The following is a 26154-nucleotide window of genomic DNA, read 5'->3' on the forward strand; positions in this document are numbered from 1 at the left end:
GCGGTGGCGACGGTGGCGGGCAGGCGGCCGAACCGGAGACGCCCCTCCCCGTGGCCCCGTGATCCAATCCCTGTGCTTCCTGGGGAAACGTCGAAGAGGACATGGGGTCGAGGGGAGTCGGCGGGTTCTTCGGGGTGTCGTCCGCGTTGCGCAACCGTGACCAGCGGGTTTCGCGTCGAGGTCTTGACAAGCATTCCGGCGCCTAGTCCACTGTTGTGAACTTCTGTTGGTTTATGTTCGGTATCGATCGGCAGCCGCCGACCGTTCGCCTGCTGAGGAGACGACGCGCATGACCCGTCAGCCGAAGTACAGTCGGTCGCCCTCCCCGTCGGCCGTCGGGATGCCCGTCCTGGGGCGCCGCTCCGTCCTGCGCGGCATGCTCGCCGCGGGGGCGGTCACCGCGCTGCCCTCGCTGACCGCCTGCGGCGGCGGCAGCGGAGGGGGCGACACCACCACGCTCTCCTTCGGGTCCAACGAGACCGGCAGCGTGTTCGCCGAGCAGCGCCAGGCGATGGCCGACGCGTTCACCGAGGCGTCGGGCACCGACGTCGCCCTCAACGCGGTCGACCACAACACCTTCCAGGAGAACATCAGCACCTACCTGCAGGGCAACGCCGACGACGTGTTCACGTGGTTCGCCGGCTACCGGATGCGGTTCTTCGCCGAGCAGGGCCTCATCGGGGACGTCAGCGACGTGTGGCCGCTGGAGGGCGTCCCCGACAGCTTCAAGCAGGCGTCGACGGGCAACGACGGCAAGCAGTACTTCGTGCCGCAGCAGTACTACCCGTGGGCCGTCTTCTACCGCAAGTCGGTGTTCGAGGAGAACGGCTACACCGTGCCCACCACGCTCGACCAGCTGGTCGACCTGTGCGAGGGGATGCGGGACGACGGCCTGGTGCCGTTCGCCTTCGGCGACAAGGACGGCTGGCCCGCGATGGGCACGTTCGACATGATCAACATGCGCGTCAACGGGTTCGACTTCCACATCCGCCTGATGTCGGGCGAGGAGGCGTGGAACGGCCCCGAGGTCAAGGCGGTCTTCGAGACCTGGCGCGACCTGATGCCCTTCCACCAGACCGACTCCCTGGGCCGCACCTGGCAGGAGGCCGCCCAGACGCTCCAGCGCCGCGAGTCGGGGCTGTACGTCCTGGGCACCTTCCTCAACGAGCAGTTCCCCGACGACGAGGACGACCTGGACCTCTTCACCTTCCCCGAGATCGACCCGGCCATCGGGGCGACGGCGATCGACGCCCCGATCGACGGCTTCTGCATGTCGGCCGACCCCGACAACCCCGAGGCCGCCAGGGAGTTCCTCGCCTTCCTGGCCTCCGCGGAGGCCGCCGCGGCCGCCGAGACCACCGGGCTGCCGTTCATCTCCGCCAGCGACACCGCCGACACCAGCGGCTACTCCGCACTGCAGAAGAAGTCCGCCGAACTCGTCGGCCAGGCCGAGCACATCGCGCAGTTCCTCGACCGCGACACCCGGCCCGACTTCGCCTCCACCGTGATCATCCCGTCGCTGCAGGCCTTCATCAGCGACCCCGACGACATCGACGACCTGGTCGAGAGCATCGAGAGCCAGAAGCAGTCCATCTTCGTCGACTGACCGCCCCCCGCCGGTCCGCGGGGGCGGACCGGCGGCCGCAGCCCAGGAGAGGACCCTCCCACCCATGACGGTGACGCAGGACAAACCGGCCGAGCGGCGGGCGGCGCGCAGACCGCCGCGCCGCCGCGGGCACCGCCTGACCGGACGCGACCGCGCCGTCGTCACCGCGATGGTGGCGGTCCCGGCGCTCTTCGTCGTGCTGCTGGTGTGGTTCCCGGCGATCGCGTCGGTGCTGCTGTCCTTCGCGTCCTGGTCCGGCTTCGGCGGGATCGAGGACATCGAGTGGATCGGCCTGGAGAACTACGAGAACCTCACCACGAACTACCCGCCCTTCTGGCCCGCCATCCGGCACAACCTCCTCTGGCTGGCCTTCCTGTTCCTCGTGCCCACGCCGCTGGGGCTGCTCCTCGCGGTGCTGCTCGACAAGGAGATCAGGGGCACCCGCTTCTACCAGACGGCGCTGTACCTCCCCGTCGTGCTGTCGCTGGCCCTGGTCGGGTTCATCTGGCAGCTCGTCTACTCGCGGGACCAGGGCCTGCTCAACGCGGTGCTGGGCCTCGAAGGGGAGGCCCGGATCGACTGGTACGGCGATCCGGAGATCAACCTGTGGGCGGTGCTCGTCGCCACCGCCTGGCGCCACACCGGGTACGTCATGCTGCTGTACCTCGCCGGGCTCAAGGGCGTCGACAGGTCGCTGCGGGAGGCGGCCTCCGTCGACGGCGCGAACCAGGCGCAGACGTTCTTCCGCGTCGTGTTCCCGGTGATGCGGCCGATCAACGTCATCGTCCTCGTCATCGTCGTCATCGAGTCCCTGCGGGCGTTCGACCTGGTCTGGGTGGTCAACCGGGGGACCAACGGCCTGGAGATCATGGCCGCGCTGCTGACGCAGAACGTGGTCGGCGAGGCCAGCCGCATCGGGTTCGGCTCCGCGATGGCGGTGATCATGCTCCTGATCTCCTCCGTGTTCATCACCGTCTACCTGAGAGTCATGTTCAAGGAGGAGAAGCGGTGAGCACCGTGACGCCGACACCGGCCCCGACACCGGCGCCGACGCGGGAGCCCGCCGCCGGCCCGGCCGCCCCGCGCGCCCGCCGGACGCCGCGCCCCGCGCGCGTGGCGCTCCACGTGTTCCTGGCCGCCACCGCGCTGGTGTGGCTGTTCCCGGTCGCGTGGGCGGTGCTGAACTCCTTCCGTGACTACGCCTTCACGGCGGAGAACGGCTACGTCTCCTTCGGCGGCTTCACGCTCGACAACTACGTCCAGGCGTGGGAGCGCGGCGGCTTCGGGCAGAGCTTCGCCAACTCGCTCGTCATCACCGTGCCCGCGGTGCTGCTGGTGCTGTTCCTGGCCTCCTGCACGGCGTTCGTGCTGGCCCGGTTCAATTACTGGTTCAACCTGACCCTGCTGGGCGTCTTCCTCGCCGCGAACCTGCTGCCCCCGCAGGCGCTGCTGGTGCCGGTCTTCCGGGCCTACCGGATGATCCCGCTCCCGGAGTTCCTCAGCGACAGCGGCACCATGCTCGGCAGCTACTGGGGGCTCATCCTCGTCAACGTCGCCTTCCAGCTCGGCTTCTGCACCTTCGTGCTGAGCAACTACATGAAGACGCTGCCGCGCGAGATCTACGAGTCGGGGATGCTCGACGGCGCGAGCGTCTGGCGCCAGTACTGGCAGCTCACCCTGCCGCTGTGCCGCCCCGCCCTGGCGGCGCTCGCGGTGCTGCAGACCACCTGGATCTACAACGAGTTCTTCTGGGCGACGGTGCTGCTCCAGTCGGGCGACAAGTTCCCGGTCACCAGCTCGCTGAACAACCTCCGGGGCCAGTTCTTCGTCGACTACAACCTGCTGTCGGCGGGCTCGGTGATCGTGGCCTTCCCGGTGCTCGTCGTCTTCTTCGTCCTGCAGAAGCAGTTCGTCTCCGGCCTCACCCTGGGATCCACCAAGGGCTGACGCCCCCGTGCCAGCACCCGGACAGGAGCAGTGCCGCATGCCCGCACGTCCAACGACCGTCCAGCTCAGGGCCGCCGGTGTCGGCCTCGTCGTCGACCTGCCCGCCGACGGCCCGCCCGTCGTCCTGCACTGGGGCGCCGACCTCGGCGCCCTGGACGACGACGGCCTGGCCGGGCTGCGGCTGGCGGCCGCGCCCGCGGTGCCGTCCAGCGCCCTGGACGAGCGCTGGTCCCTGTCCCTGCTGCCGGGCGAGGCGGACGGGTGGTCCGGGCGCCCCGCCCTGCGGGCCCACGTCGGCGGCCGCGCCGTCCTGCCCCGCTGGACGACGACGGCGGCCGAGGTCCGCGAGACGGCGGACGGCGCGCGGGAGGCCGCCATCCGCTGCGAGGACCCGGCCGCCGGCCTCGCGGTCGACTCGACCCTGCGCCTGGAGGCGTCGGGCCTGCTGCGCGCGCGGCACGCCCTGGTCCGCGACGTCGACGCGGAGGGCGTGCTGGACCTCGCCGGGCTCGACGTCCTGCTCCCGGTGCCCGCCGACGCCGTCGAGCTCCTGGACCTCACCGGCCGCTGGTGCCGGGAGCGCTCGCCGCAGCGACAGCCCTTCCACCACGGCACCCGGCTGCGCGAGTCCCGGCGCGGCCGCACCGGCCACGACGCGCCGCTGCTGCTCGCGGCGGGCACGGCGGGCTTCGGGTTCGGCCACGGCGAGGTGTGGGGGGCGCACGTCGCGTGGAGCGGCGACCACGTCCACCTCGCGGAGCGGTTCGCCGAAGGCGCGGGCCAGGCCGCCGGGGTCCTGGGCGGCGGCGAGCTGCTGCGGCCCGGCGAGGTCCGGTTGGGGCCGGGGGAGTCGTACCGGACGCCCTGGACCGTCCTGACCTGGTCCGACCAGGGACTGGACGGCGCCGCGCACCGCGTCCACCGGTGGCTGCGGTCCCGTCCGGGACATCCGGCGTCCCCGCGCCCGCTCGTCCTGAACACCTGGGAGGCGGTGTACTTCGACCACGACGCGGACCGGCTGCGGGCCCTCGCCGACGTCGCGGCGCGCGTCGGGGTCGAGCGGTTCGTCCTGGACGACGGCTGGTTCCCCGGCCGCCGCCACGACCGGGCCGGGCTCGGCGACTGGGTGGTGGACACCGGGGTCTGGCCCGACGGGCTGCACCCGCTGGTCGACCACGTCCGGGCGCTCGGCATGCGGGTGGGGCTCTGGGTGGAGCCCGAGATGGTCAACCTCGACTCCGACCTCGCCCGCGAGCACCCGGACTGGCTACTGGCGGCCCCCGACCGGCTCCCCCGCGCCTGGCGGCACCAGCACACGCTCGACCTGGGCCGCCCCGAGGTCCGCGCCTATCTCCTGGAGCGCCTGGGCGCGCTGGTCGCCGAGTACGGCCTGGACTACCTCAAGTGGGACCACAACCGGGACCTGCACGAGGCGGTGCGCGCCCCGACCGGCGCGGCGGGGGTGCGCGCGCAGACGCTCGGCGTCTACGCGGTGCTCGACGCGCTGCGCGAGCGCCACCCGGGGCTGGAGGTCGAGTCCTGCTCCAGCGGCGGGGCGCGGGTGGACCTGGGCGTGCTGGAGCGCGCCGACCGGGTGTGGGCCAGCGACACCAACGACGCCCTCGAACGGCAGCGGATCCAGCGCTGGACCCAGCAGCTGCTGCCGCCCGAGCTGGTGGGGAGCCATGTCGGCCCGCCCGTCGCGCACACCACGGGCCGCACCGGGGACCTCGCGTTCCGCTGCCTGACCGCGCTGTTCGGGCACGCCGGGCTGGAGTGGGACCTCACCTCGGCGGGGGAGGCGGAGCTCGCCGTCCTGACCCGGTGGAGCGCCCTGTACCGGGAGGTCAGGGGGCTGCTGCACAGCGGCGACGTGGTCCGTGCGGACTCCCCGGACCCGGGCGCGTGGACGCACGGCGTGGTCGCCGCCGACGGCTCGGAGGCGCTGCTGGCCTACGCGCGGCTCGACACCTCGCCCGAGGCCCAGCCGGGACGGGTCCGGCTGCCCGGCCTGGACCCGCGCCGCCGCTACCGGGTCCGCGTGCGCGACGAGCTGTCCCCGCGCGCCCGGGGCGAGGCGCCCCCGGCCTGGTTCGACGGCCCCCCGCCGGTGCTCGGCGGAGCGGTGCTGGGCCGGGCGGGCCTGGCGATGCCGGTCCTGGACCCGGGCGCCGGCGTCCTGCTCCACCTCACCGACGCGGGGACGTGACCGGCGCCGCCCCGGGGAACCGGTCCGCGTCGTGCCCCTCGCCGATCGTGACCTTTCCGGGGGTTCAGAAGCGGTCGAGACCCCGGAAAGGTCACGATCGGCGGGTGATAAGGGGGTTCCGGCGCGGGGGTGTTCGGGCTCTGTCGGGTCGGGGTTCGCTCGGGGGCCTGGTTACAACGGGCGGCGACGGCGGATGGGGCCGGGGCTCGCGCGTCCCCGCCGGACGTCCGTGACGCGGCGGTTCGAGGGCCGGTTCCGCCCTCGCTCGGAATGATCTTGGGCTTTCCGCCCTTTCCGGCCCCGAAACGGGCAGAAAGCCCAAGGCCGGCAACGAGACCCTCACGCAACGGACATGATGGGCTCGGCCTCGACCCTCACTCGCCGTCGCTGCCCGCCGTCACAGGTCCCGAGCGGACCCTGCTCCGACAGAGCCCGAAACCCCCCGCGTCGGAGCTTTCCTAGAAGCCGCCATCCTTGAGGTCACACAGGAACGACGCCCAAGCGGCGGGCGAGTACTCGATGTGCCCCAGCTCACGGTTCTGGGTGTCGCGCACGAGGACAATCTCGCCTTCGGCGACCTCCACGCAGCTACCGGACGCGGCACTGTAGGTGCTCTTGTGCCTAGTGGGGGTCGGGGTTCTGCCGGTTCTGCCAAGGCAGGGCGGGGCGGCGGCGGTCCGACCCGCTTCCCTTGCCGGGGCGGCTGTTCCACATCAGCAGGAGGTCGCGGACGTGGTACCTCGCGCGGGGGTACCAGCGCTGCCCGTCGACGGTGTCGGGCAGGGTGTCGGGGCGGTGGTCCTTGATCTTGTTGATCGTTCCCGTGTTAACGCCGAGCAGCGCGGCGAACCCGCCGAGGGTGACCTGCTTGCCCAGGTCCTCGTCGGGCAGCTCGACCGGGGCGGGGCCGCGGGGCTTGAACCTTTCGAGCTTGGCCGGGTCGTACAGGTTGTTTCCCGTCCCTCCCCCTTTTCCGGCATCCCCCTTGCGGCGCCGCTCGGGCTCGGGGAAGTCGGGGTAGTGGCGGCGCATCGAGTGCATGACGTAGTCGTAGCTGTAGCCGCACTGCTGGGCCCACTCCTTCAGAGTGATCAGCTCGCCGTCTTCGGGGGACATGGGAACCTCCGGAACCCGGACATCGATATTGATTAATTGTATTAACTGAAGGATGAGGGCTTGGTCGAGTGGCCGAACGTGGGCACGGGCCTCCGGCACGACGGATTCCTGGAGCCATCGGGGCCGACCGGGTGAACAATTCGCGGGTGGAAGCGGTGTCGTGGTCGACGCGACGGTGGTCTCACCCCTATCGCCCCCGATCGGCTGGCGGGGCCGCGAAAGGCGTCGCGGCACCTGATCACCGCCGAAGTCCCGCCGGGAGACCAGGCCGGTTCCGCGGTCCACGTTCCCGTACCGAGAGACGGAACCACTGATGCCAGGAGGAGACAACCGCAGAGCGGTTCCTGTCCCGCCACCGAACCGGAAGACGTCCGCCTCTGGCGAGACGATCTGGGCGGTGCGGAATGGGTGCGAACCGGTCCTCCGGAAGAACGTGCCGTTTCTCTCGCCGATCTTGACGTTTCCGGGGTCTCGACCGCTTTCGAGACCCCGGAAAGGTCAAGATCGGCGAGGGGAATGGCGCGGACGTTAGCTGGTCAGGGTCAGTTCGAAGGTGTAGCGGGACGCGCGGTAGACGTGGGAGCCCGCTTCGACCACGCGGCCGATGTCGTCGTAGACGGTGCGGTCCATGGTGAGAAGCGGCGCGCCGCGGGCCTCGCCCAGGGCGCGGGCCTCGGCGGCCGTCGCGCCGCGCGCGCCGATGCTCTGCGAGGCGATCTTCAGGTTCACCCCCGCGGCGCGCAGCAGCGTGTACAGCCCGATCGAGGCGCGCATCGGGTCACTGCGCCAGTCATACGACCGGTAAGCGCGCCATGCCGGGCAGGTCCTGTGAGGCTCTGGGCATCTCAGGGGACCTGCCACAGGGCGCCGGTCACGGATCGGTGCCCCGTTCCGCTGTGTCATCGCAGACTGGGTATTTTCTGGGCTTAATCGCTGGGCATTTTCTGGGCATCATGTTTCACTGGTCGCATGCCCCATGAACCCCCCAACCTCGACGACGAGTTCTTGCGCTCGTCGTTGGCGTCGTTGCTCCGTAAGGGCCTACCCGTGGCCACGGGGAAGGCTGACCCCTCCCTGTTGTCGCTGCGGGCCGTCCTGGTGCGCGCGGTCGACCCTGCCGACACCGCATCCCGTGTCGCGGCACTGAACGCGGTCCTCCGTACGCTGCTGCTGCGCTTCGACGACGCGCGTTACGCCGAGGCAGTGCGAGCCTTGTTCGGCCTTTCTCCAGGGAAAGCCGGGACCACGCTCACCCAGCGTCGAGAAGCCGCCGCGAAGGCCTGCGGGCACGATGTCGACCACTTCCGAAAGCGCGTCGAACCTCGACTCGTCGAGCGGCTCGCGTGGATGTTGTGGCAGGACTCCGAACAGTTCCGCGCGGTGCCAGCCGCCGCGCCCCGACTCACCCTTGCCCCGAAGAACATGCCGACCCTTCCGGCTGATGTATTCGCCTGGGAACTCGCCGAACACGAGACGCAGCTCTCGCGCGTGTGGGCTTCGCTCTACGCCCTTCGCGCCGAGTTGCTGACCCTCGACCGTATGGCCGCTATGGGTGCCGACCGGCAAGAGGTCATCCGGCAGGCCGTCACTTCGGCATGGCGGTATGGCGTTCTCCGAGCCGATGTCGACGACTACCTCGACGCCTACCCGTCCGGGGGGTTCGGCGCGCTCGCCGACGCTTCTCCGGACGACCTGGTCGCGCTCGCCGGATGGACGCCATCTCTAGGTACCGACGCCGTCGACAAGCTCACCCACGCCGGCCGAACCCATCGCGACCGCGACGGCTTCGTTATCGCCATGCGCGCAGAGGTTGCTCTCGGTAACGCCTGGGCGGCCCCGTGGCTCGATCGGCGCATCACCACTGACAAGGACACGACAGCATGACCACTTCCCAGAACGATCGGCTCGCCGCAGCGATCGAAGCCGCCCAGAACCAGCCGCCGCGGCGGTTTGTCATCACTGGTGGCCCCTCGGCTGGCAAGGACGACGTCATAGCCGAGCTGATCCGACACGGCATCCCGTGTATGGAGACCGAACCCGGACGCGAGATCTACCGCAAGCATCGGCAGCGTCTCGGCCGACACCTTCGTACCGAAGACCGGCGAGAGTACGCCGCCGAGGTTCTCGAAGCGTTCATCGCCGAGTTCGAGGGGCACAAACACGGGTTTCGGTTCTACAACCGCGGAATTCCGGACTCTTACGGCTGGGAACGCTTCTTCGGTCTGGCGCCGACCATCCAACTCGAAAAGGCGAACCGGGTCTACCGGTATGACACTGTGTTCGTGCTCGACCCCCTCGACACCTTCGAGGATCCCGATGACATCGTGTGGGCGAAGGAACGCGAGATCAGGCGCGTTCACGAGCTGATCGTGCAGGGCTATTACGACGCCGGGTACGAACCGACCTTTGTTCCCGCCGAGTCGGCCGAGTACCGGCTCGACTACATCCTCACGAACGTGCGCATACCCAAGCCCCAGAGGTGACATAGTGTCGGCTTCCCCCCTGCTGATCTCGCCCAACTCGGTCCTGGCGAATGCCCTACTCCGGTCCATCGACATGCTGCGCCCCCGCGTACACGCCATGCGCCCCCGGCGAATCGAGTTCGTTGTCGGTACACAGATCAACGGCGCCCCGCATCTGGGGACGAACCTGGTTCAGACGACGGCATTCCTACTTGCGAAAATCGCCCGACGCGAGTTTCCGGTCGAGACCTCGGTACGCTTCGGTGCCCTGGACAACGCGCCGTACGAGGTGATCCTCGACCCCGAGACCCACCACGCCTACCAGGCCACGTACTTTCACGCCCTGGGCAAGGCCGGCGTCGATGAACTGATCGACACCTATTACCGGGCGTTCTTCGACTCCCTGTCGGAAGCGACGGCGACGGATTACGCGCTGGAGACCTACACCGACCAGCAGTCGAGCCCGGCGTTTCGCGCCGAGTTCCTCCGCACTCTTGAGCGCCTCGACGAGATCCGATGGTGGTTGGCGCCTTCACACGGGGTCGTGCACGTCCGGGTGCCCTGCCCCCAATGCGGCTGGGCGGAGAAGCGCGCCGACCGGACAAAGCTCGTGCACCTGGACGAAGACGGAGCCCGTTTCGCTGCGGTCTGTCTCGACCACGGTCCTTATGAGATCGACGTCGATCCCGAGAACAGGACCTACGTCGACTTGGCCACCCTGTATCGGAACCTGGTCAAAGAGCGCTTGCTCATGCGTGGCAACGACACGCTGTACGTGATGCTCAAAGGCGGTGACTGGGCGTTCGGATGTCAACTCGTCGACGGTGCCCTCGGCGCACTGGACGCTCCTGGGACGCGCATGCCGATCCGGATCTTCACACCCCAGGTACTCGCGCCCACGGGCGCGAAGCTGTCCAAGTCGTTGTTGCGCGACCGTGGTAAGGACGCATTGCCGACCGACGTCGAACCGTGGATGATCGACACCACCCAATGGCCGAGGGACACCGATCACTACGTCGACGCGCTGTTGTGGCTTGTCGGCGAACTGCTCACCGATCCGAAGCACTTCTTCCGAAGCTTCACCGTCAAGGAACTGGGCCGAATCATGACCAACCGACCCGCTGACCTTGCGCAGCGTCCCCGCGCGCACGAGATGGGTATCTACAAGCGGTACTTCGACCTGATCGCCTCGGGCGAGAAGACGACCGAGATCAGGGTCGACGACTCGTCGCGCAAGCGGTTGAAGGAAGGCGACCTTCTCCGCTTCAAGTGCCGTGACGAGGAGGTACTCACCCGGATCACCAGGATCGCCCGGTACGCCGACTTCGACGAGATGTTCGAGCACGAGCCGGTATCGTCGGTCAACCCGACCGCGTCCCGCGAAGACCAGCTTCGCAACATCCGGGAGATCTACCCGCCCGAGCGCGAAGCCCTGGGGGTGGTCGCGATCGGGATCGAACTCGTCGGTTTGTAGCGGGGAACGGCGCGGACGTTAGCTGGTCAGGGTCAGTTCGAAGGTGTAGCGGGACGCGCGGTAGACGTGGGAGCCCGCTTCGACCACGCGGCCGATGTCGTCGTAGACGGTGCGGTCCATGGTGAGAAGCGGCGCGCCGCGGGCCTCGCCCAGGGCGCGGGCCTCGGCGGCCGTCGCGCCGCGCGCGCCGATGCTCTGCGAGGCGATCTTCAGGTTCACCCCCGCGGCGCGCAGCAGCGTGTACAGCCCGTTCTCGGTGAGCGACGCCTCCGACAGCCCCACCAGGCCCAGCGGCAGGTGGTTGTGCATCAGCGCCAGCGGCTCCTCGCCCGCGTAGCGCAGCCGTTCCAGGAGGTACACCTCGGTGCCCGGGGGGACCTCCAGTGCCGCGGCGACGGCGTCCGGCGCGGGTTCCACGGCGAGGCGCAGCACCTCGGTGCGCGGGCGCTGCCCGGCGTGCGCCAGGTCGTCGTAGAGGCTGGACAGCTCGACCGGGCGGCGCACGCGGGGGGTCACGACCTGGGTGCCCACCCCGCGCCTGCGGACCAGCATCCCCCGGTCGACGAGGTACTCGATCGCGCGGCGCAGCGTGGGACGCGACAGGCCGAGCCGGTCGGCGAGCAGGATCTCGTTCTCCAGCCGCGTCCCGGCCGGGAGCTCGCCGGCCTGGATGCGCCGCTCCAGCTCCTGCGCGACCTGGAAGTACAGCGGGACAGGACTGCTCCGGTCGAGGGTGATCGACAGCGGTGACTCGGTCACACGTCTCCGTTCTGGTCGGACGGTTTCCCTTCAGTCTACGGGGCTCTTGCTGTTGACGGCATATTACGACGTGAATATGTCTAGACAAACTGTTGACAGGAAGTTTCGGGGAGGCGTACAAACGTCTTCGAGCCTGTGACCCACGGAACAGGCGAGTGAGACCCAGGTCAAACACGAAGGGGGAGAGCCATGCGGATCGGTCTCGTCGGCGCGGGCAGGATCGGCGCGTCCCACGCCGCCGCCATCGCGGCCCGGCCCGAGGTCACCGAGCTGGTGGTGGCCGACGCCGACGGCGCCCGCGCCCGGGCGGTCGCCGCGGGCGTGGGCGCGCACGCCGTCGATAACGTCGAGACGCTGTTCGCCCCGGGGGCCGTGGACGGCCTCGTCATCACCGCGGCGACCGCCGCCCACCCCGGCCTGATCCTCGCCGGGGTGCGCGCGGGCGTCCCGGTGTTCTGCGAGAAGCCGGTCGCGCCGGACGTCCCCGAGACCGTCGAGGTGCTGCGCGAGGTCGCCAAGCACGACGTCCCCGTGCACATCGGCTTCATGCGCCGCTTCGACGAGGGCTACCGGCGGGCCCGGCGGGCGCTGCGCGACGGCGAGATCGGCACGCTGCACCGGGTGCACGCCGTCACCGCCGACGCCGCGCCCCCGCCCCCCGGGTACGTCCCGACGTCCGGCGGCATCTTCCGCGACTGCCACGTGCACGACTTCGACATTCTGCGCTGGGTCACCGGCCGCGAGGTCGAGGAGGTGTACGCCTACGGCGCCAACCGGGGGGCCGCCTACTTCGCCGAGGCCGGCGACGTCGACAACACCGCGGCGGTGCTGCGCATGGACGACGGGACCCTGGCCACCCTCCAGGGGTCCCGCTACAACGGCGGGGGCTACGACGTGCGCATGGAGCTGGCCGGCTCGGCGGGGACCATCGCCGTCGGCCTCGACGAGCGGACCCCGGTGGTCTCGGCCGAGTCCGGCGTCGACTTCCCGCGCGAGCGGCCGTGGCAGGAGTTCTGGTCCCGGTTCACCCCCGCCTACGAGGCGGAGATCGACGCCTTCGTCCGCATGGTCGCCGGCGACGGGACGAGCCCGTGCACCGTGGCCGACGCGCTGGAGGCCGTGCTCGTGGCGGACGCCGCCGACCGCTCGGCGCGCGAGGGGCGCCCGGTCCGGGTCGCCGAGGTCCGCCCCCGCCCGTGAGAACCCCGCCGAACGAACCACTGAGAGGAGGAGCCCGATGACCACCACCCCGAAGACGCCTTCAACGCCCCGGTTCCCGGGCGCCCTCCCGGGGCGCGGCCGTGGTGCCGCGGACCACCAGCTCCGGGGCGAGCACGGTCTCCCGGAGGGCGGAAGACCGGTCCTCCAGCCGGTTCACCGCCGTGGCCACGGCGGCGGCGGCCATCCCGGGGACGTCCTGGCGCACCGTGGTCAGGTCGACGTGGGAGAGGCGGGCGACCGGGATGTCGTCGAAGCCGACCACGGAGACGTCCTCGGGCACCCGGACCCCCGCCCGCGAGAGCACGTCGAGGAGGCCCAGCGCGCACCGGTCGTTCCCGGCCAGCACGGCGGTCGGCAGCCGCTCCTCGGCGAGCAGCAGCCGGGCGGCCGCGGCGCCGGACTCCTCGGTGTGGTCGCCGCGCAGCACCCGGACGAAGTCGCCCAGGCCGAGTCCGCGCATGGCGTCGCGGTAGCCGCGCCGCCGCTCCGCGGACCCGGCCCCGGTCCCGCCGTCGATGTGGGTGATCCGGCGGTGCCCCAGGCCGGCGAGGTGGCGCACCGCCAGGCGGACCCCCTTGGCCTCGGCGGTGTGCACGGTCTCCACGTCGGCGCCGGGGAACCGGCGGCCGACCGAGACCACCGGCGCCCGGCGCGCCGTCTCGCGAAGGAACGCCGGGTCGGTGTCCGGGCCGAGCAGGAGGAGCGCCTCGCAGCGGTGCCCGAGCAGCGCCTCGACCGCCGCGCGCACGTGCCGCGTCGGCGCCTGCGCCGAGAGCAGGATGTCGTACCCGAGCCGTTCGGCCTCGGGGTAGACCGCCTCGACCAGGTCGGCGTGGAAGGGGTTGTGCACGGTGAGCACGACCCCCAGCACCCGGCTGCGGCTGCTGGCCAGGACCCGTGCCGCGCTGTCGGGACGGTAGCCGAGCTCCTCGGCCGCGCGAAGCACCCTCTCCCGGGTGCGGGGGCTGGCGCCGGGGGCGTCGCGGAACACCAGCGACACCAGCGCGCGCGAGACCCCCACGCGCGCCGCGACGTCCTCCATGGTCGGGCGCCTGCCGCGACGCGGGTCCGCGTCGCGGCCCGGGCCGGGATCCGGACTGGGCACGCTCACCTCCCTCTCTCGTTTCCCCGCCCCTCCGTGGGAACGGGGCCGAGGCTTGACACTTACTTGTGACTCAGCTCACCATAGCTGGAACTGGAGCGCTCTACTAGAGCGCTCCAGGGGCCAAGGTGACCGCATCAGGAAACCGCGCCGGACGACCGCCGCCGGTGCGCAGCCAACCAAAGGAGGTTCGAGTGGAAGCCAGTGACCGCCGACGCGCCGACGGCCCCTTCGAGGTCGTCACCATGGGCCGCGTGGGCGTCGACATCTACCCCGAGCAGGTCGGTGTCGGTCTGGATCGGGTGCGGTCCTTCGGAAAGTTCCTCGGGGGCAGCGCGACCAACGTCGCGGTGGCCGCGGCCCGCCACGGCCGCAGGACCGCGCTGATCACCCGCACCGGGGACGACCCCTTCGGCCGGTTCGTGCACCGGGCGCTGGAGGGCTTCGGCGTGGACGACCGGTTCGTCTCCGCCGTGCCCGGCCTGCCCACCCCGGTGACGTTCTGCGAGATCCTCCCGCCCGACGACTTCCCCCTGTACTTCTACGGCCGCCTGCCCAAGGCCCCCGACCTGGAGGTCCACGGCTCCGAACTGGACCTGGACGCCGTCCGCGAGGCCCGCGTGTTCTGGGTGACCGTCACCGGCCTGTGCCAGGAGCCGAGCCGCTCGGCCACCCTGGACGCCCTCAAGGCGCGCGACGGCGGCATCACCGTCATCGACCTGGACTACCGGCCGGTGTTCTGGGAGTCCCGCGAGGAGGCCCGCCGCCGGGTCCGCGAGGCGCTGCCCTACGCGACCGTCGCGGCGGGCAACCTCGACGAGTGGCTGACCGCCGTCGGCACGTCGGACCCGTACGAGGCCGCTGCGGCGGCCCGGGACCTCGGAGTCGACCTCGCGATCGTCAAGCAGGGGCCCGAGGGCGTGCTCGCCGTCGACGGCACCGGGGCGGTCGAGGTGCCGCCGGTCCCGGTCGAGGTCGTCAACGGGCTCGGCGCGGGCGACGCCTTCGGGGGCGCCCTGTGCCACGGCCTGCTCTCGGGCTGGGACACCGGACGCGTCATGCGGTTCGCCAACGCGGCGGGCGCCATCGTGGCCTCCCGCCTGTCGTGCTCGGACGCGATGCCGACATCGGACGAGGTCGAGACCGTGATGAGTGGAGAGCGCGATGCTGGCTGACCGACTGCGCGACATCGTCGAGACGCGCGTGCACAACCCCGGCGCGATCGCCGAGGCGGCCGCGCGCCGGGTGCGCGCCACCTCCCTGGTCGGCCCGACCGGGAAGGCGATGATCGTCGCGGCCGACCACACCGCCCGGGGGGCGCTGCGCGCGGGCGACCGGCCGATGGCCATGGCCGACCGGGCCGACCTGCTGGACCGGCTGTGCGCCGCGCTGGCCAGACCGGGGGTCACCGGCGTCCTGGGCACCGCCGACATCCTGGACGACCTGCTGCTCCTGGGCGTCCTGGACGGCAAGAACGTCTTCGGCTCGATGAACCGGGGCGGGCTCACGGGAGCGTCCTGGGAGATCGACGACCGGTTCACCGGCTACGACGCCGAGACCATCACCAGGATGGGCTTCGACGGCGGCAAGATGCTGCTGCGCGTCGACTACGACGACGCGCGCACCGCGCCGGCCCTGGAGAGCTGCGCCCGCGCCGTCAACGAGCTCAACGACGCCAGGGTCATGGCCATGGTCGAGCCCTTCGTCGCGCGCCGGGTCGACGGGGCGGTGCGCAACGACCTCTCACCCGACTCCGTGGTCACGTCCGTCGCCATCGCCTCGGGGCTCGGCCGCGCCTCCGCCTACACCTGGCTCAAGGTGCCGGTGGTGGACGAGATGGAGCGCGTCACGGCCGCCACCACGCTGCCGACCCTGCTGCTCGGCGGCGAGCTGACGGGCGACCCCGACGCCGCGTACACCCGCTGGGGCGAGGCGCTCAGGCTCCCCGGGGTCAAGGGGCTCGCCGTGGGCCGCTCCCTGCTCTACCCGGCCGACGACGACGTCGTCGGCGCCGTCGACACCGCTGCGGGGCTGCTGTGACCGAGACGCGAACCCACCACCTGCCCGCCGGGAGCACCGCCACCGGGCCGTACCCGACCGTGGTCACCCCCGAGTCCGCGGGCTGGGACTACTCCGGGCTGAAGGTCCTCGAACTCGCCCCGGGCGGGGCCGTCGAGATCGACACCGGCGACGCCGAGACCCTGGTGCTGCCCCTGGCGGGCGGCTGCGCCGTCGCCTGCGACGGCGAGGTCTTCGAACTCCGGGGCCGCGACGACGTGTTCTCCCGCGTCACCGACTTCGCGTACCTGCCGCGCGACGCCCGCGCCACCGTGCGCAGCGCCTCGGGCGGCCGGTTCGCGCTGCCGTCGGCCCGCTGCGAGCGGCGGCTGGCCGCCCGCTACGGCCCGGCCGAGGACGTCCCGGTCGAGCTGCGCGGCGCCGGGCAGTGCAGCCGCCAGGTGAACAACTTCTGCACCCCCCAGACGTTCGACGCGGACCGGCTGATCGCCTGCGAGGTCCTGACGCCCGGCGCGAACTGGTCCTCCTACCCGCCGCACAAGCACGACGAGGCCACCGCGACCGAGTGCGCGCTGGAGGAGGTCTACTACTTCGAGATCGCCCCCGGGCCGGAGGGCCCCGGAGTCGCCTACCAGCGGGTCTACGGCACCCCCGACCGGCCGGCCGACGTCATGGCGGAGGTGCGGGGCGGGGACGTGGTGCTCATCCCGCACGGCTGGCACGGCCCGTCCATGGCCGCGCCCGGATACGACCTCTACTACCTGAACGTCATGGCGGGCCCCGGCGCCGAGCGCGCCTGGCTCATCCGCGACGACCCCGCCCACGGCTGGATCCGCCGGACGTGGGCCGACCAGGACGTCGACCCCCGCCTCCCGCTGTGCACGGCTGACGGAAGGAAAAGGTGAACGCGGTGACCGAGACCGTCCGGCTGACGACCGCCCAGGCGCTGGTGCGCTTCCTGGCGGCGCAGTACTCCGAGCGCGACGGCGTCGAGCAGCGGCTGATTCCCGCGGTGTGGGGCATCTTCGGCCACGGCAACGTCGCCGGGATCGGCCAGGCGCTGTTGCAGGCCGCCACCACCGGCGACGCCGACCTGCCCTACCACCTGGCCCGCAACGAGCAGGGCATGGTGCACGCCTCGGTCGGCTTCGCCAAGATGCGCGACCGGCTCCAGACGTTCGCCTGCACCGCCTCCACCGGCCCGGGCTCCACCAACATGGTCACCGGCGCGGCGCTGGCCACCACCAACCGCATCCCGGTGCTGCTGCTTCCCAGCGACATGTTCGCCACCCGCGCCCCCGACCCCGTGCTCCAGCAGCTGGAGGACGCCCGCGCCGGGGACGTCAGCGTCAACGACGCGTTCCGCCCGGTGTCCAAGTACTGGGACCGCGTCACCCGCCCCGAGCAGCTCGTCCCGGCCGCCCTGGCCGCGATGCGGGTGCTCACCGACCCGGTCGAGACCGGCGCGGTCACCCTGTGCCTGCCCCAGGACGTGCAGGCCGAGGCCCACGACTGGCCGGCCGGGTTCTTCCGCAGGCGCGTCTGGCACGTCGACCGCCCCCAGCCCGACCCGGCGGCCGTGGCCCGCGCGGCCGAGGCGCTGCGCGGCGCGCGGCGGCCGCTGATCGTCGCCGGGGGCGGGGTCGTGTACTCCGGGGCGATGGCGGAGCTGCGCGCGTTCGCCGACGCCACCGGTGTCCCGGTGGCCGACACCCACGCGGGCAAGGGCGCGCTGGCCTGGGACCACCCGTGCGCGGTCGGCGGACTCGGCTCCACCGGGACCGGCGCCGCCAACACGCTGGCCCGCGAGGCCGACGTGGTGCTCGGCATCGGCACCCGCTACAGCGACTTCACCACCGCGAGCCACACGGTCTTCGGCGACCCCGACGTCCGGTTCGTCAACCTCAACGTCGCCCGCCTGGACGCGGCCAAGCACTCGGCCGTCCAGCTGGTCGCCGACGCCCGCGCCGGACTGGAGGCGCTGGGCGCGGAACTGGCCGGATGGCGGGCCGACGCCGGACACCGGCGGCGCGCCCGGGGGCTGGCCGAGGAGTGGGCGCGCGTCACCGACGCGTGCTACCGCGTCGAGCACGGGCCGCTGCCCGCCCAGACGGCCGTCCTGGGCGCCCTCAACGAGACCCTCGACCCGCGCGACGTGGTGATCAACGCCGCCGGGAGCATGCCCGGCGACCTGCAGATGCTGTGGCGAGCCAGCGACCCCAAGGCCTACCACGTGGAGTACGCCTACTCCTGCATGGGCTACGAGATCGCCAGCGGCACCGGCGTCAAGATGGCCGACCCGAGCCGCGAGGTGGTGGTCCTGGTCGGCGACGGGTCCTACCTGATGATGGCGCAGGAGATCGCGACCATGGTCTCCGAGGGGATCAAGGTGATCATCGTCGTGGTGCAGAACCACGGCTTCGCCTCGATCGGCTCGCTGTCGGACTCCCTGGGATCGCAGCGCTTCGGCACCGCCTACCGCTACCGCGACACCGAGAGCGGGCTGCTCGACGGCGGCGTGCTGCCCGTCGACCTGGCCGCCAACGCCGCCAGCCTCGGCGCCCGGGTCATCCGCGCCGAGGGGGTCGAGGAGTTCCGCGAGGCCGTCGAACGCGCCAAGGCCGCCGACACCACCACCGTCGTGCACGTCGAGACCGACCTGTACGGCCCCAACCCGCCCTCGCAGGGCTGGTGGGACGTGCCGGTGAGCGAGGTCTCGGACCTGGAGAGCACGCGCCGGGCCCACGCCGCCTACACCGACGCCAAGCGGACCCAGCGACACTACCTGTGACACTCCCTACGGAGGAAGAAATTGAACACCATCCAGCACTGGATCAACGGGTCCGCCACCGCGGCCGGCTCCACCCGCACCGCCCCGGTGTGGAACCCCGCCACGGGGGAGGAGCAGGCGCGGGTGCTGCTGGCCGAGTCCGCTGACGTCGACGCCGCCGTCGCCGCGGCCGCGGAGGCGTTCGAGACCTGGGGCGAGTCCTCGCTCACCCGGCGCACCCGCGTCATGTTCCGGATGCGCGAACTGCTCACCGAGCACGAGGACGAGCTGGCCCGCGTCGTCGCGGCCGAGCACGGCAAGGTCGTCGACGACGCGCGCGGCGAGATCGTGCGCGGCCGCGAGGTCGTCGAGTACGCCTGCGGGATCATCAGCGCGCTCAAGGGCGGCTACTCCGACCAGGTCTCCACCGGCGTCGACACCTTCTCCTTCCGCCGGCCCCTGGGCGTGGTCGCCGGGATCACGCCGTTCAACTTCCCGGTCATGGTGCCCCTGTGGATGCACCCGATCGCGATCGCCTGCGGCAACACGTTCGTCCTCAAGCCGAGCGAGCGCGACCCGTCGGCCTCGAACATCATCGCCCGCCTCTACGCCGAGGCCGGCCTGCCCGACGGCGTCTTCAACGTCGTGCACGGCGACAGGGGCGCGGTCGACGCCCTCCTGGACCACCCGGGCGTCGAGGCGGTGTCGTTCGTCGGGTCCACGCCGGTCGCCCGGCACGTGCACGAGCGGGCCACCGCGTCGGGCAAGCGCGTCCAGGCGCTCGGCGGGGCCAAGAACCACGCCGTGGTGCTGCCCGACGCCGACCTGGAGTCCGCCGCCGACCACCTCACCGCCGCCGCCTACGGCTCCGCCGGGCAGCGCTGCATGGCCCTCTCCGCGGCCGTGGCCGTCGGCGACGCCGCCGACGCCCTGGTGGCGGCGCTGGCGGACCGCGCCAAGGCGGTCAGGGTGGGCCCCGGCCAGGACGCGGCCAACGAGATGGGCCCGGTCATCACCGCCCAGGCGCGCGACCGCGTCGCGGGCTACGTCGCCTCGGGCGCCGAACAGGGCGCCGCGGTCGTGGTCGACGGCCGGGACCTGCGGGTGGCCGGGCACGAGAAGGGCTTCTTCGTCGGACCGTCCCTGCTGGACCACGTCACGCCGGAGATGGACGTCTACCGCGACGAGGTGTTCGGCCCGCTGCTGGTCGTCGTGCGCGCCGCCGACCTGGACGAGGCCATCGAGCTGATCAACGCCAACCCGTACGGCAACGGCACCGCGATCTTCACCGCGGACGGCGAGGCCGCCCGCCGCTTCCAGCGCGGGGTCAGGGTCGGCATGGTCGGCGTGAACGTGCCGATCCCGGTGCCGATGTCGCACTACTCCTTCGGCGGCTGGAAGGACTCGCTGTTCGGCGACACCCACATCCACGGCCCCGAAGGCGTCGGCTTCTACACCCGCGCCAAGGTCGTCACCAGCCGCTGGCCGCACGTGGACCGCCCGGCCGGCGCGGCCTTCAACTTCCCCACCCACGGCTGACCCGCCCCTCACAGACAAAGGACGACGCCATGACGGACAGACTGGTCCTGGGATCGGCCCCCGACTCCTGGGGCGTGTGGTTCCCCGAGGACGAGCACCAGACGCCGTGGAACCGGTTCCTGGACGAGCTCGCCGAGGCCGGATACGAATGGCTGGAGCTGGGCCCCTACGGCTACCTGCCCACCGACCCCGACCGGCTCGCCGACGAGGTCGGCAGGCGGGGCCTGAAGGTGTCCGGCGGCACCGTGTTCGGAGCCCTGCACCGCCCCGACGCCTGGGACGACACGCTCGCCGTGGTCCGCAGGGTCGCCGGGCTGACCGCCGCCGTGGGCGCGCGCCACCTGGTCTTCATCCCGCCGATGTACCGGGACGAGAAGACCGGCGCGTTCACCGAGCCGCCCACGCTCGACGCCGACGGCTGGGCCTCGCTGCACCGCGGCGCCGACGAGCTCGGCAAGATCCTGCTGAACGACTACGACATCCGGCTCTGCCTGCACTCCCACGCCGACAGCCACGTCCAGACCCAGCCGGAGATCGAGCGGTTCCTGGACGGCACCGACCCCGAGTACGTGTCGCTGTGCCTGGACACCGGGCACGTCGCCTACGGGGGCGGCGACGCCGTGGACCTGATCCGCCGCTACTCCGAGCGGGTCGGCTACGTGCACATCAAGCAGATGGACCCGGGGGTGCTCCGCCAGGTCGCCGAGGAGAAGCTGTCCTTCGGCGAGGCCGTCAAGCGCGGCGTGTGCGTGGAGCCGCCCGCAGGCGAACCGGCCCCCGCGGCGGTCATCGACGCGCTGAACGAGGTCGACGCCCGGGTCTTCGTGATCGTCGAGCAGGACCTCTACCCGTGCGCGCCCGAGGTCCCGCTGCCCATCGCGGCGCGCACCCGCGAATACCTCAACAGCTGCGGCCTGGGCGCCCGCCACCAGAAGGCGTGACCCCGCCCCCCGCGCCGAGCCGCACCCCCCGGACACCCCGGGGGAGCGGGCCCGGTACCGTACCGCGGTTCAGAAGAACCATCCCGCCGTCTCCCCGCACCACCTTTGAGAGGTTCCCGCAATGAACCGAAACCGCAGACTCCCCGTCCTCCTCGCCGGAGCGGCGGGCCTCGTCCTCGCCGCGTCCGCCTGCAGCTCCAGCGGCGGCCGGCAGGAGGAGACCGCCACCGGGGCCGACACCCCGGAGCTGACCATCGCGATGATCACCCACGAGGCGCCCGGCGACACCTTCTGGGACCTCGTGCGCGCCGGCGCCGAGGACGCGGCCGCCAAGAGCGGCGTCACCCTGGAGTACTTCTCCGACCCCGAGGCCGCCCGGCAGGCCACCCTGATCCAGGCGGCGGTCGACAAGGGGGTCGACGGCATCGCCATCACCCTGGCCAAGCCCGACGCGCTGCAGGGGGCGATCGACAACGCCGCCGCCGCGGGCATCCCCGTCGTGGGCTTCAACGCCGGCATCGACCACTGGCAGGACGCGGGCCTCATCGAGTACTTCGGCACCGACGAGACGCTCGCGGGCGAGGCGTTCGGCGAGCGGCTGGACGAGGTCGGCGCGGAGAAGGCGCTGTGCGTCATCCAGGAGCAGGGCCACGTCGCCCTGGAGACCCGCTGCGACTCGCTCGGCGAGGCGTTCGAGGGCGAGTCCGAGACGCTCTACGTCGACGGCGCCAACATGCCCGAGGTCAGGTCCGGCATCACCGCCAAGCTCCAGGAGGACGCGGACGTCGACTACGTCGTCACGCTCGGGGCGCCGTTCGCGATGACCGCGCTGGACGCGGTCGACGACGCCGGGAGCGACGCGAGCGTCGCCACCTTCGACACCAACGCCGACCTGGTCGGCGCCATCGAGGACGGCCTCGTCGAGTGGGCGGTGGACCAGCAGCCGTACCTGCAGGGCTACCTCGCCGTCGACGGACTCTGGCTGTACGGCACCAACGGAAACGTCTCCGGCGGCGGCTCCGAGCCGGTGCTCACCGGGCCGAACTTCATCGACCAGGACAACATCGACTCCGTGGCCGCGTACGCGGAGAACGGGACCCGGTGATCCCCCGATGAGCCAGACACTCACCATGCGGACGCCCGGCCCCGGCCAGGGCGGCTCGGAGAAGCGGGAAAGGGTCGGACGGCGCTCGCCGCTGCGGAGGTTCCTCGCGCGGCCCGAGGTCGGCTCGCTGATCGGCGCCGTCGTCGTGTTCGCCGTGTTCTTCGCGGTGGCCGAGCCGTTCCGGCAGGCCGCGTCGTTCTCCACGGTGCTGTACGCGAGCTCGACCATCGGCATCATGGCCGTGGCCGTGGCGCTGCTGATGATCGGCGGGGAGTTCGACCTGTCCGCCGGTGTCGCGGTGGTCACCTCGGCGCTGGCGACCGCGATGTTCAGCTACCAGTTCTCGCTCAACATCTGGGCGGGCGCCGCGCTCGCGCTGGCGCTCGCCCTGGGGATCGGCTTCCTCAACGGCTGGATCCTGGTGCGCACCAACCTGCCGAGCTTCCTGGTCACGCTGTCCACGTTCCTGATGCTGCAAGGGCTCAACATCGCGGTCACCAAGCTGGTGACCGGCAGCGTGTCCACCGACAACGTGTCCGACATGGACGGCTTCGCCTCGGCCCGGGCGGTGTTCGCCTCCAGCATCCCCGTCGGGGGCGTCGACGTGCGGATCACCGTGCTGTGGTGGCTGCTGTTCGCCGCCCTGGCCACCTGGGTGCTGATGCGCACCCGGGTCGGGAACTGGATCTACGCCGTCGGGGGGAACGCCGAGAGCGCCCGAGCCGTGGGCGTTCCCGTGAAGCGGGTCAAGATCGGCCTGTTCATGACGGTCGGGTTCTTCGCCTGGTTCAGCGGCATGCACCTGCTGACGGCGGCGAACGGCGTCCAGCAGTCGGGGGAGGGCGTGGGCAACGAGCTCCTCTACATCATGGCGGCGGTGGTCGGCGGCTGCCTGCTCACCGGCGGCTACGGCACAGTCGTCGGGGCGGTGATCGGCGCGTTCATCTACGGCATGACCAGGCAGGGAATCGTCTACGCAGGCTGGGACAACAACTGGATCATGTTCTTCGTCGGGGCGATGCTGCTGCTCGCCGTCGTGATCAACATGTGGGTCCGCAACCAGACGAGCAAGAGGTGAGCAGAAGGTGGTCACGTTGACCGACACCACCGAGGCGGCCCGCGAGGAGCGGGCCCCCTCCGAGCCGGTGCTGGAGCTGAGGGGCGTCGGCAAGACGTTCGGCAACATCCGGGCGCTGTCCGGCATCGACCTGAAGGTCGGGGCCGGGGAGGTCACCTGCATCCTGGGTGACAACGGGGCCGGCAAGTCGACCCTGATCAAGATCATCGCCGGGCTGCACGCGCCGACGTCGGGGGAGTACCGGGTCGACGGCGAGCCAGTGGCCTTCACGTCCCCGCGCCAGGCCCTGGACCGGGGGATCGCCACCGTCTACCAGGACCTCGCCCTGGTCCCGCTGATGCCGGTGTGGCGCAACTTCTTCCTCGGCTCGGAGATCCGCACCGGGTTCGGCCCGTTCAGGATGCTGGACGTGGCGGGGATGCGCCGCGTCGCCGAGGAGGAGCTCGGCAAGATGGGCATCGACCTGCCCGACATCGACGCCCCCGTCGGCAACCTGTCCGGCGGCCAGCGCCAGGTCGTGGCCATCGCCCGTGCCGTGTACTTCGGGGCCCGCGTGCTGATCCTGGACGAGCCGACCGCCGCGCTCGGCGTCAAGCAGTCCGGGGTGGTGCTGAAGTACGTCAACGCCGCCCGCGACGCCGGGCTGGGGGTCATCTTCATCACGCACAACCCGCACCACGCCTTCATGGTCGGGGACCACTTCGTGGTCGTCAAGCTCGGCCGGACGGAGCTGGACGCGCCGCGCTCGGAGCTGACCCTGGAGGAGCTGACCCACCACATGGCGGGGGGCGCCGAACTCGACGCCCTGGAACACGAGCTCAAGCGCGGGGAAGGGGAGGGGCGATGACCGTCAACGTCGGGGTGATCGGCGCCGGGATGATCGGGGCGGACCACACGCGCCGGCTCGGGACCGTGGTGAGCGGGGCGCGGGTGACCGCGGTGACCGACATCGACGCGGACCGCGCGGCCGCGCTCGCCGCGACCGCGGGAGCGCGGGTGCTGCCCGGCGACCTGGAGCTGATCGGAGCCGACGACGTCGACGCGGTGCTGGTGGCCTCCTGGGGGCCGGCGCACGCGCGGTCGGTGCTCGCGGCAGTTGAGGCGGGGAAGCCGGTGTTCTGCGAGAAGCCGCTGGCCACGACGGCGGAGGACTGCCTGCGCGTCGTGGAGGCCGAGCAGCGGCACGGCTCCCGCCTGGTCCAGGTGGGCTTCATGCGCCGCTACGACGCCGGGTACCGGGAGATGAAGCGGATCATCGACGAGGGCGGGATCGGCGCCCCCCTGATGGTCCACTGCGCGCACCGCAACCCCTCGGTCCCCGAGTCCTACCACTCGGCGATGGCGACGCACGACACCGCCGTCCACGAGATCGACGCGGTCCGCTGGCTGCTGTCCGACGAGATCGTCTCGGCGCAGGTCCTCACCCCGCGCCGGACCTCCCACCGGTTCGAGCACCTGCAGGACCCGCAGATCATGCTGTTCGAGACCGCCGGGGGCGCGCGGATCGACGTCGAGGTGTTCGTGAACTGCCGGTACGGCTACGACATCCGGTGCGAGGCCGTGGGCGAGACCGGAACGGTGAGCCTGCCCGACCCCGCCCGGCCCGTGGTGCGCGGCGGCGGGAGGGCGGGCACGGCGGTGCTCCAGGACTGGAAGAAGCGGTTCGCCGCGGCCTACGACGACGAGATCCAGGACTGGGTCGCCGCCGCGGCCACCGGGGGCGCCGCCGGACCCGACGCCTGGGACGGCTACGCCGCCGCGATGATCTGCGACGCGACCGTGGAGGCGCTGGGCTCGGGCGGCGTCGTCGCCACCGGGGTCAAGGACCGCCCGGCGTTCTACGCGCGAGAGGAGGCCGGCCGGTGAAGATCGCCATCGACCCCTACATGTTCCGTGACCTCCCCGTGGACGCGATGGTCCGGACGGTGGCCGACATCGGCTACCGGTGGATCGAACTGTCGCCGCGCGCGGAGTTCATGCCGTTCTTCCTGCACCCCCGGGCCGACGACGCGCGGGTCGCGGAGCTGCGGAAGGCGCTGCGCGACACCGGGACCGGGCTGTCCAGCATCCTGCCGCTGTACAGGTGGTCCAGCCCGGACGAGGAGGAGCGGCGGGCCGCCGTGCGCTACTGGCGGCGGATGATCGAGGTCGCCGTCGAGCTGGACTGCCCGCTGATGAACTCGGAGTTCAACGGGAGGCCCGAGCGTGCCGCGGAGAGCGAGGCCGCGTTCTGGAGGTCGATGGAGGAGCTGCTCCCGGTCTTCGAGCGCGAGGGGATCGCGCTCAACCTGGAGGCGCACCCCGACGACTTCTGCGAGGTCAACGGCCCGGCCGTGGACCTGGTGCGGGCCGTCAACAAGCCGTGGGTGAACTACCTGTACTGCGCGCCGCACACCTTCCACCTCTCCGGTGACGACCCGGGGGCCGACATCAGGGGGATGCTGGAGTACGCGGGCGACAAGCTCGGGCACGTGCACATCGCGGACTCCTTCAACCACAAGGGGTCCTCGGGGCTCCGGTACATCCTCAACCCGCCGGGCACCCCCGCGCGGATCCACCAGCACCTGGACATCGGGCAGGGCGAGGTGGACTGGGACGTCTTCTTCGGCGTCCTGCGGGACACGGGGTTCGACGGAGTCGCCACGGCCTGCGTGTTCGCCTGGGAGGAGCGCGCCCGCGAGTCGAGCGCGTTCATGCTGGAGCGGATCACCAAGGAGCTGGGGGCCTGACCCGGCCGCGCGGCGCGCCCCCCGGGGGCGCGCCGCGCCCTCCTCGCGCGGGAGCGGCGTCCGGTGATAGGTCTTAC

The 26154-nt window shown here is 71.6% G+C and carries 22 protein-coding genes and 2 pseudogenes; 19 read left to right on the top strand and 5 right to left on the bottom strand.

The window, feature by feature from the left end:
- Window positions 1-289 precede the first annotated feature (289 nt).
- The 4 genes from EV190_RS04635 to EV190_RS04650 all read left to right on the top strand — a co-directional run bounded on the left by EV190_RS04635 (window position 290) and on the right by EV190_RS04650 (window position 5762).
- Complete coding sequence (locus tag EV190_RS04635) at window positions 290-1606, top strand: ABC transporter substrate-binding protein (RefSeq protein WP_208113042.1); 1317 nt, start codon at window positions 290-292, stop codon at window positions 1604-1606.
- 64 nt (window positions 1607-1670) lie between these two features.
- Entirely contained in the window at window positions 1671-2618 is a 948-nt protein-coding gene (locus tag EV190_RS04640) for a carbohydrate ABC transporter permease (RefSeq protein ID WP_133740207.1), read from the top strand.
- Window positions 2619-2623: 5 nt separating this feature from the next.
- Window positions 2624-3553, top strand: coding sequence for a carbohydrate ABC transporter permease (locus tag EV190_RS04645; protein WP_133740456.1), 930 nt, complete (start codon window positions 2624-2626; stop codon window positions 3551-3553).
- A gap of 37 nt (window positions 3554-3590) precedes the next feature.
- The gene (locus tag EV190_RS04650; protein WP_133740208.1) at window positions 3591-5762 is read left to right on the top strand and encodes an alpha-galactosidase; all 2172 of its coding nucleotides are present in this window, start codon (window positions 3591-3593) and stop codon (window positions 5760-5762) included.
- A 458-nt stretch (window positions 5763-6220) separates the two neighbouring features.
- Here EV190_RS04650 and EV190_RS04655 read toward each other — a convergent pair.
- From EV190_RS04655 to EV190_RS04665, 3 genes and pseudogenes are all read right to left on the bottom strand, one after another.
- Window positions 6221-6370 (bottom strand): annotated as a pseudogene (locus EV190_RS04655) (DUF397 domain-containing protein); the annotation flags it as partial.
- A gap of 13 nt (window positions 6371-6383) precedes the next feature.
- On the bottom strand, window positions 6384-6878 hold the full coding sequence (locus EV190_RS04660) for a hypothetical protein (RefSeq protein WP_133740210.1): 495 nt from the start codon (window positions 6876-6878) through the stop codon (window positions 6384-6386).
- A 528-nt stretch (window positions 6879-7406) separates the two neighbouring features.
- Window positions 7407-7646, bottom strand: a pseudogene (locus tag EV190_RS04665) (UTRA domain-containing protein); the annotation flags it as partial.
- 201 nt (window positions 7647-7847) lie between these two features.
- Here EV190_RS04665 and EV190_RS04670 point away from each other — a divergent pair.
- Genes EV190_RS04670 through EV190_RS23875 form a run of 3 tightly spaced genes read left to right on the top strand, consistent with a single transcriptional unit; the run spans window position 7848 to window position 10814 of the window.
- Window positions 7848-8762, top strand: coding sequence for a hypothetical protein (locus tag EV190_RS04670; protein WP_133740211.1), 915 nt, complete (start codon window positions 7848-7850; stop codon window positions 8760-8762).
- Complete coding sequence (locus tag EV190_RS04675; RefSeq protein WP_133740212.1) at window positions 8759-9361, top strand: AAA family ATPase; 603 nt, start codon at window positions 8759-8761, stop codon at window positions 9359-9361. Before EV190_RS04670 ends, EV190_RS04675 begins: the two co-directional genes overlap by 4 nt.
- A gap of 4 nt (window positions 9362-9365) precedes the next feature.
- A complete protein-coding gene (locus EV190_RS23875) occupies window positions 9366-10814 on the top strand; it encodes an ASCH domain-containing protein (protein WP_243742352.1) in 1449 nt (482 codons plus the stop codon).
- 18 nt (window positions 10815-10832) lie between these two features.
- Here the strand turns inward: EV190_RS23875 and EV190_RS04685 are convergent, their stop codons facing one another.
- Entirely contained in the window at window positions 10833-11573 is a 741-nt protein-coding gene (locus EV190_RS04685) for a GntR family transcriptional regulator (RefSeq protein WP_133740213.1), read from the bottom strand.
- A gap of 189 nt (window positions 11574-11762) precedes the next feature.
- On the opposite strand from EV190_RS04685, the gene EV190_RS04690 reads away from it, so the two are divergent.
- Complete coding sequence (locus EV190_RS04690; protein ID WP_133740214.1) at window positions 11763-12773, top strand: Gfo/Idh/MocA family protein; 1011 nt, start codon at window positions 11763-11765, stop codon at window positions 12771-12773.
- A 61-nt stretch (window positions 12774-12834) separates the two neighbouring features.
- Here EV190_RS04690 and EV190_RS04695 read toward each other — a convergent pair whose 3' ends face one another.
- Window positions 12835-13899, bottom strand: coding sequence for a LacI family DNA-binding transcriptional regulator (locus EV190_RS04695; protein ID WP_243742353.1), 1065 nt, complete (start codon window positions 13897-13899; stop codon window positions 12835-12837).
- Between the two features lie 191 nt (window positions 13900-14090).
- Between EV190_RS04695 and iolC the strand changes: the two genes are divergently transcribed.
- The 11 genes from iolC to EV190_RS04750 all read left to right on the top strand — a co-directional run bounded on the left by iolC (window position 14091) and on the right by EV190_RS04750 (window position 26077).
- Complete coding sequence (gene iolC / locus EV190_RS04700; protein ID WP_243742354.1) at window positions 14091-15071, top strand: 5-dehydro-2-deoxygluconokinase; 981 nt, start codon at window positions 14091-14093, stop codon at window positions 15069-15071.
- Window positions 15061-15936: a Cgl0159 family (beta/alpha)8-fold protein gene (locus EV190_RS04705; RefSeq protein WP_133740215.1), complete on the top strand. Its 876-nt coding sequence runs from the start codon at window positions 15061-15063 to the stop codon at window positions 15934-15936. Before iolC ends, EV190_RS04705 begins: the two co-directional genes overlap by 11 nt.
- The gene (gene iolB, locus EV190_RS04710) at window positions 15933-16820 is read left to right on the top strand and encodes a 5-deoxy-glucuronate isomerase (protein WP_133740216.1); all 888 of its coding nucleotides are present in this window, start codon (window positions 15933-15935) and stop codon (window positions 16818-16820) included. The genes EV190_RS04705 and iolB overlap by 4 nt, the downstream gene beginning before the upstream one ends.
- A 5-nt stretch (window positions 16821-16825) precedes the next feature.
- Entirely contained in the window at window positions 16826-18706 is a 1881-nt protein-coding gene (gene iolD, locus EV190_RS04715; RefSeq protein ID WP_133740217.1) for a 3D-(3,5/4)-trihydroxycyclohexane-1,2-dione acylhydrolase (decyclizing), read from the top strand.
- Window positions 18707-18727: 21 nt separating this feature from the next.
- Window positions 18728-20224, top strand: a complete 1497-nt coding sequence (locus EV190_RS04720) for a CoA-acylating methylmalonate-semialdehyde dehydrogenase (protein ID WP_133740218.1) — start codon at window positions 18728-18730, stop codon at window positions 20222-20224.
- Between the two features lie 29 nt (window positions 20225-20253).
- The gene (locus tag EV190_RS04725) at window positions 20254-21165 is read left to right on the top strand and encodes a TIM barrel protein (RefSeq protein WP_133740219.1); all 912 of its coding nucleotides are present in this window, start codon (window positions 20254-20256) and stop codon (window positions 21163-21165) included.
- A gap of 121 nt (window positions 21166-21286) precedes the next feature.
- Window positions 21287-22270 (top strand): substrate-binding domain-containing protein, encoded by a 984-nt coding sequence (locus EV190_RS04730; RefSeq protein ID WP_133740220.1) that lies wholly within the window; start codon window positions 21287-21289, stop codon window positions 22268-22270.
- Window positions 22271-22277: 7 nt separating this feature from the next.
- Complete coding sequence (locus EV190_RS04735) at window positions 22278-23348, top strand: ABC transporter permease (RefSeq protein WP_133740221.1); 1071 nt, start codon at window positions 22278-22280, stop codon at window positions 23346-23348.
- A 16-nt stretch (window positions 23349-23364) separates the two neighbouring features.
- Window positions 23365-24195, top strand: coding sequence for an ATP-binding cassette domain-containing protein (locus tag EV190_RS04740; protein ID WP_133740222.1), 831 nt, complete (start codon window positions 23365-23367; stop codon window positions 24193-24195).
- Window positions 24192-25214, top strand: coding sequence for a Gfo/Idh/MocA family oxidoreductase (locus EV190_RS04745; RefSeq protein WP_133740223.1), 1023 nt, complete (start codon window positions 24192-24194; stop codon window positions 25212-25214). The genes EV190_RS04740 and EV190_RS04745 overlap by 4 nt, the downstream gene beginning before the upstream one ends.
- Window positions 25211-26077 carry a sugar phosphate isomerase/epimerase family protein gene (locus EV190_RS04750; protein ID WP_133740224.1) on the top strand — a complete coding sequence of 289 codons (867 nt, stop codon included), beginning with the start codon at window positions 25211-25213 and terminating at the stop codon, window positions 26075-26077. Before EV190_RS04745 ends, EV190_RS04750 begins: the two co-directional genes overlap by 4 nt.
- Window positions 26078-26154: the final 77 nt, after the last annotated feature.

The sequence above is a fragment of the Actinorugispora endophytica genome (genome assembly GCF_004363075.1).
GTDB classification, from domain to species: Bacteria; Actinomycetota; Actinomycetes; order Streptosporangiales; family Streptosporangiaceae; genus Actinorugispora; species Actinorugispora endophytica.

Bases quoted from the DNA above. Each gene is read 5' to 3' on its own strand.
- EV190_RS04670 (WP_133740211.1), top strand. From the start codon at position 7,848: ATGCCCCATGAACCCCCCAACCTCGACGACGAGTTCTTGCGCTCGTCG.
- EV190_RS04735 (WP_133740221.1), top strand. From the start codon at position 22,278: ATGAGCCAGACACTCACCATGCGGACGCCCGGCCCCGGCCAGGGCGGC.
- EV190_RS04675 (WP_133740212.1), top strand. From the start codon at position 8,759: ATGACCACTTCCCAGAACGATCGGCTCGCCGCAGCGATCGAAGCCGCC.
- EV190_RS04660 (WP_133740210.1), bottom strand. From the start codon at position 6,878: ATGTCCCCCGAAGACGGCGAGCTGATCACTCTGAAGGAGTGGGCCCAG.
- EV190_RS04705 (WP_133740215.1), top strand. From the start codon at position 15,061: ATGCTGGCTGACCGACTGCGCGACATCGTCGAGACGCGCGTGCACAAC.
- EV190_RS04730 (WP_133740220.1), top strand. From the start codon at position 21,287: ATGAACCGAAACCGCAGACTCCCCGTCCTCCTCGCCGGAGCGGCGGGC.
- EV190_RS04725 (WP_133740219.1), top strand. From the start codon at position 20,254: ATGACGGACAGACTGGTCCTGGGATCGGCCCCCGACTCCTGGGGCGTG.
- EV190_RS04635 (WP_208113042.1), top strand. From the start codon at position 290: ATGACCCGTCAGCCGAAGTACAGTCGGTCGCCCTCCCCGTCGGCCGTC.
- EV190_RS04640 (WP_133740207.1), top strand. From the start codon at position 1,671: ATGACGGTGACGCAGGACAAACCGGCCGAGCGGCGGGCGGCGCGCAGA.
- EV190_RS04745 (WP_133740223.1), top strand. From the start codon at position 24,192: ATGACCGTCAACGTCGGGGTGATCGGCGCCGGGATGATCGGGGCGGAC.
- EV190_RS04690 (WP_133740214.1), top strand. From the start codon at position 11,763: ATGCGGATCGGTCTCGTCGGCGCGGGCAGGATCGGCGCGTCCCACGCC.
- EV190_RS04650 (WP_133740208.1), top strand. From the start codon at position 3,591: ATGCCCGCACGTCCAACGACCGTCCAGCTCAGGGCCGCCGGTGTCGGC.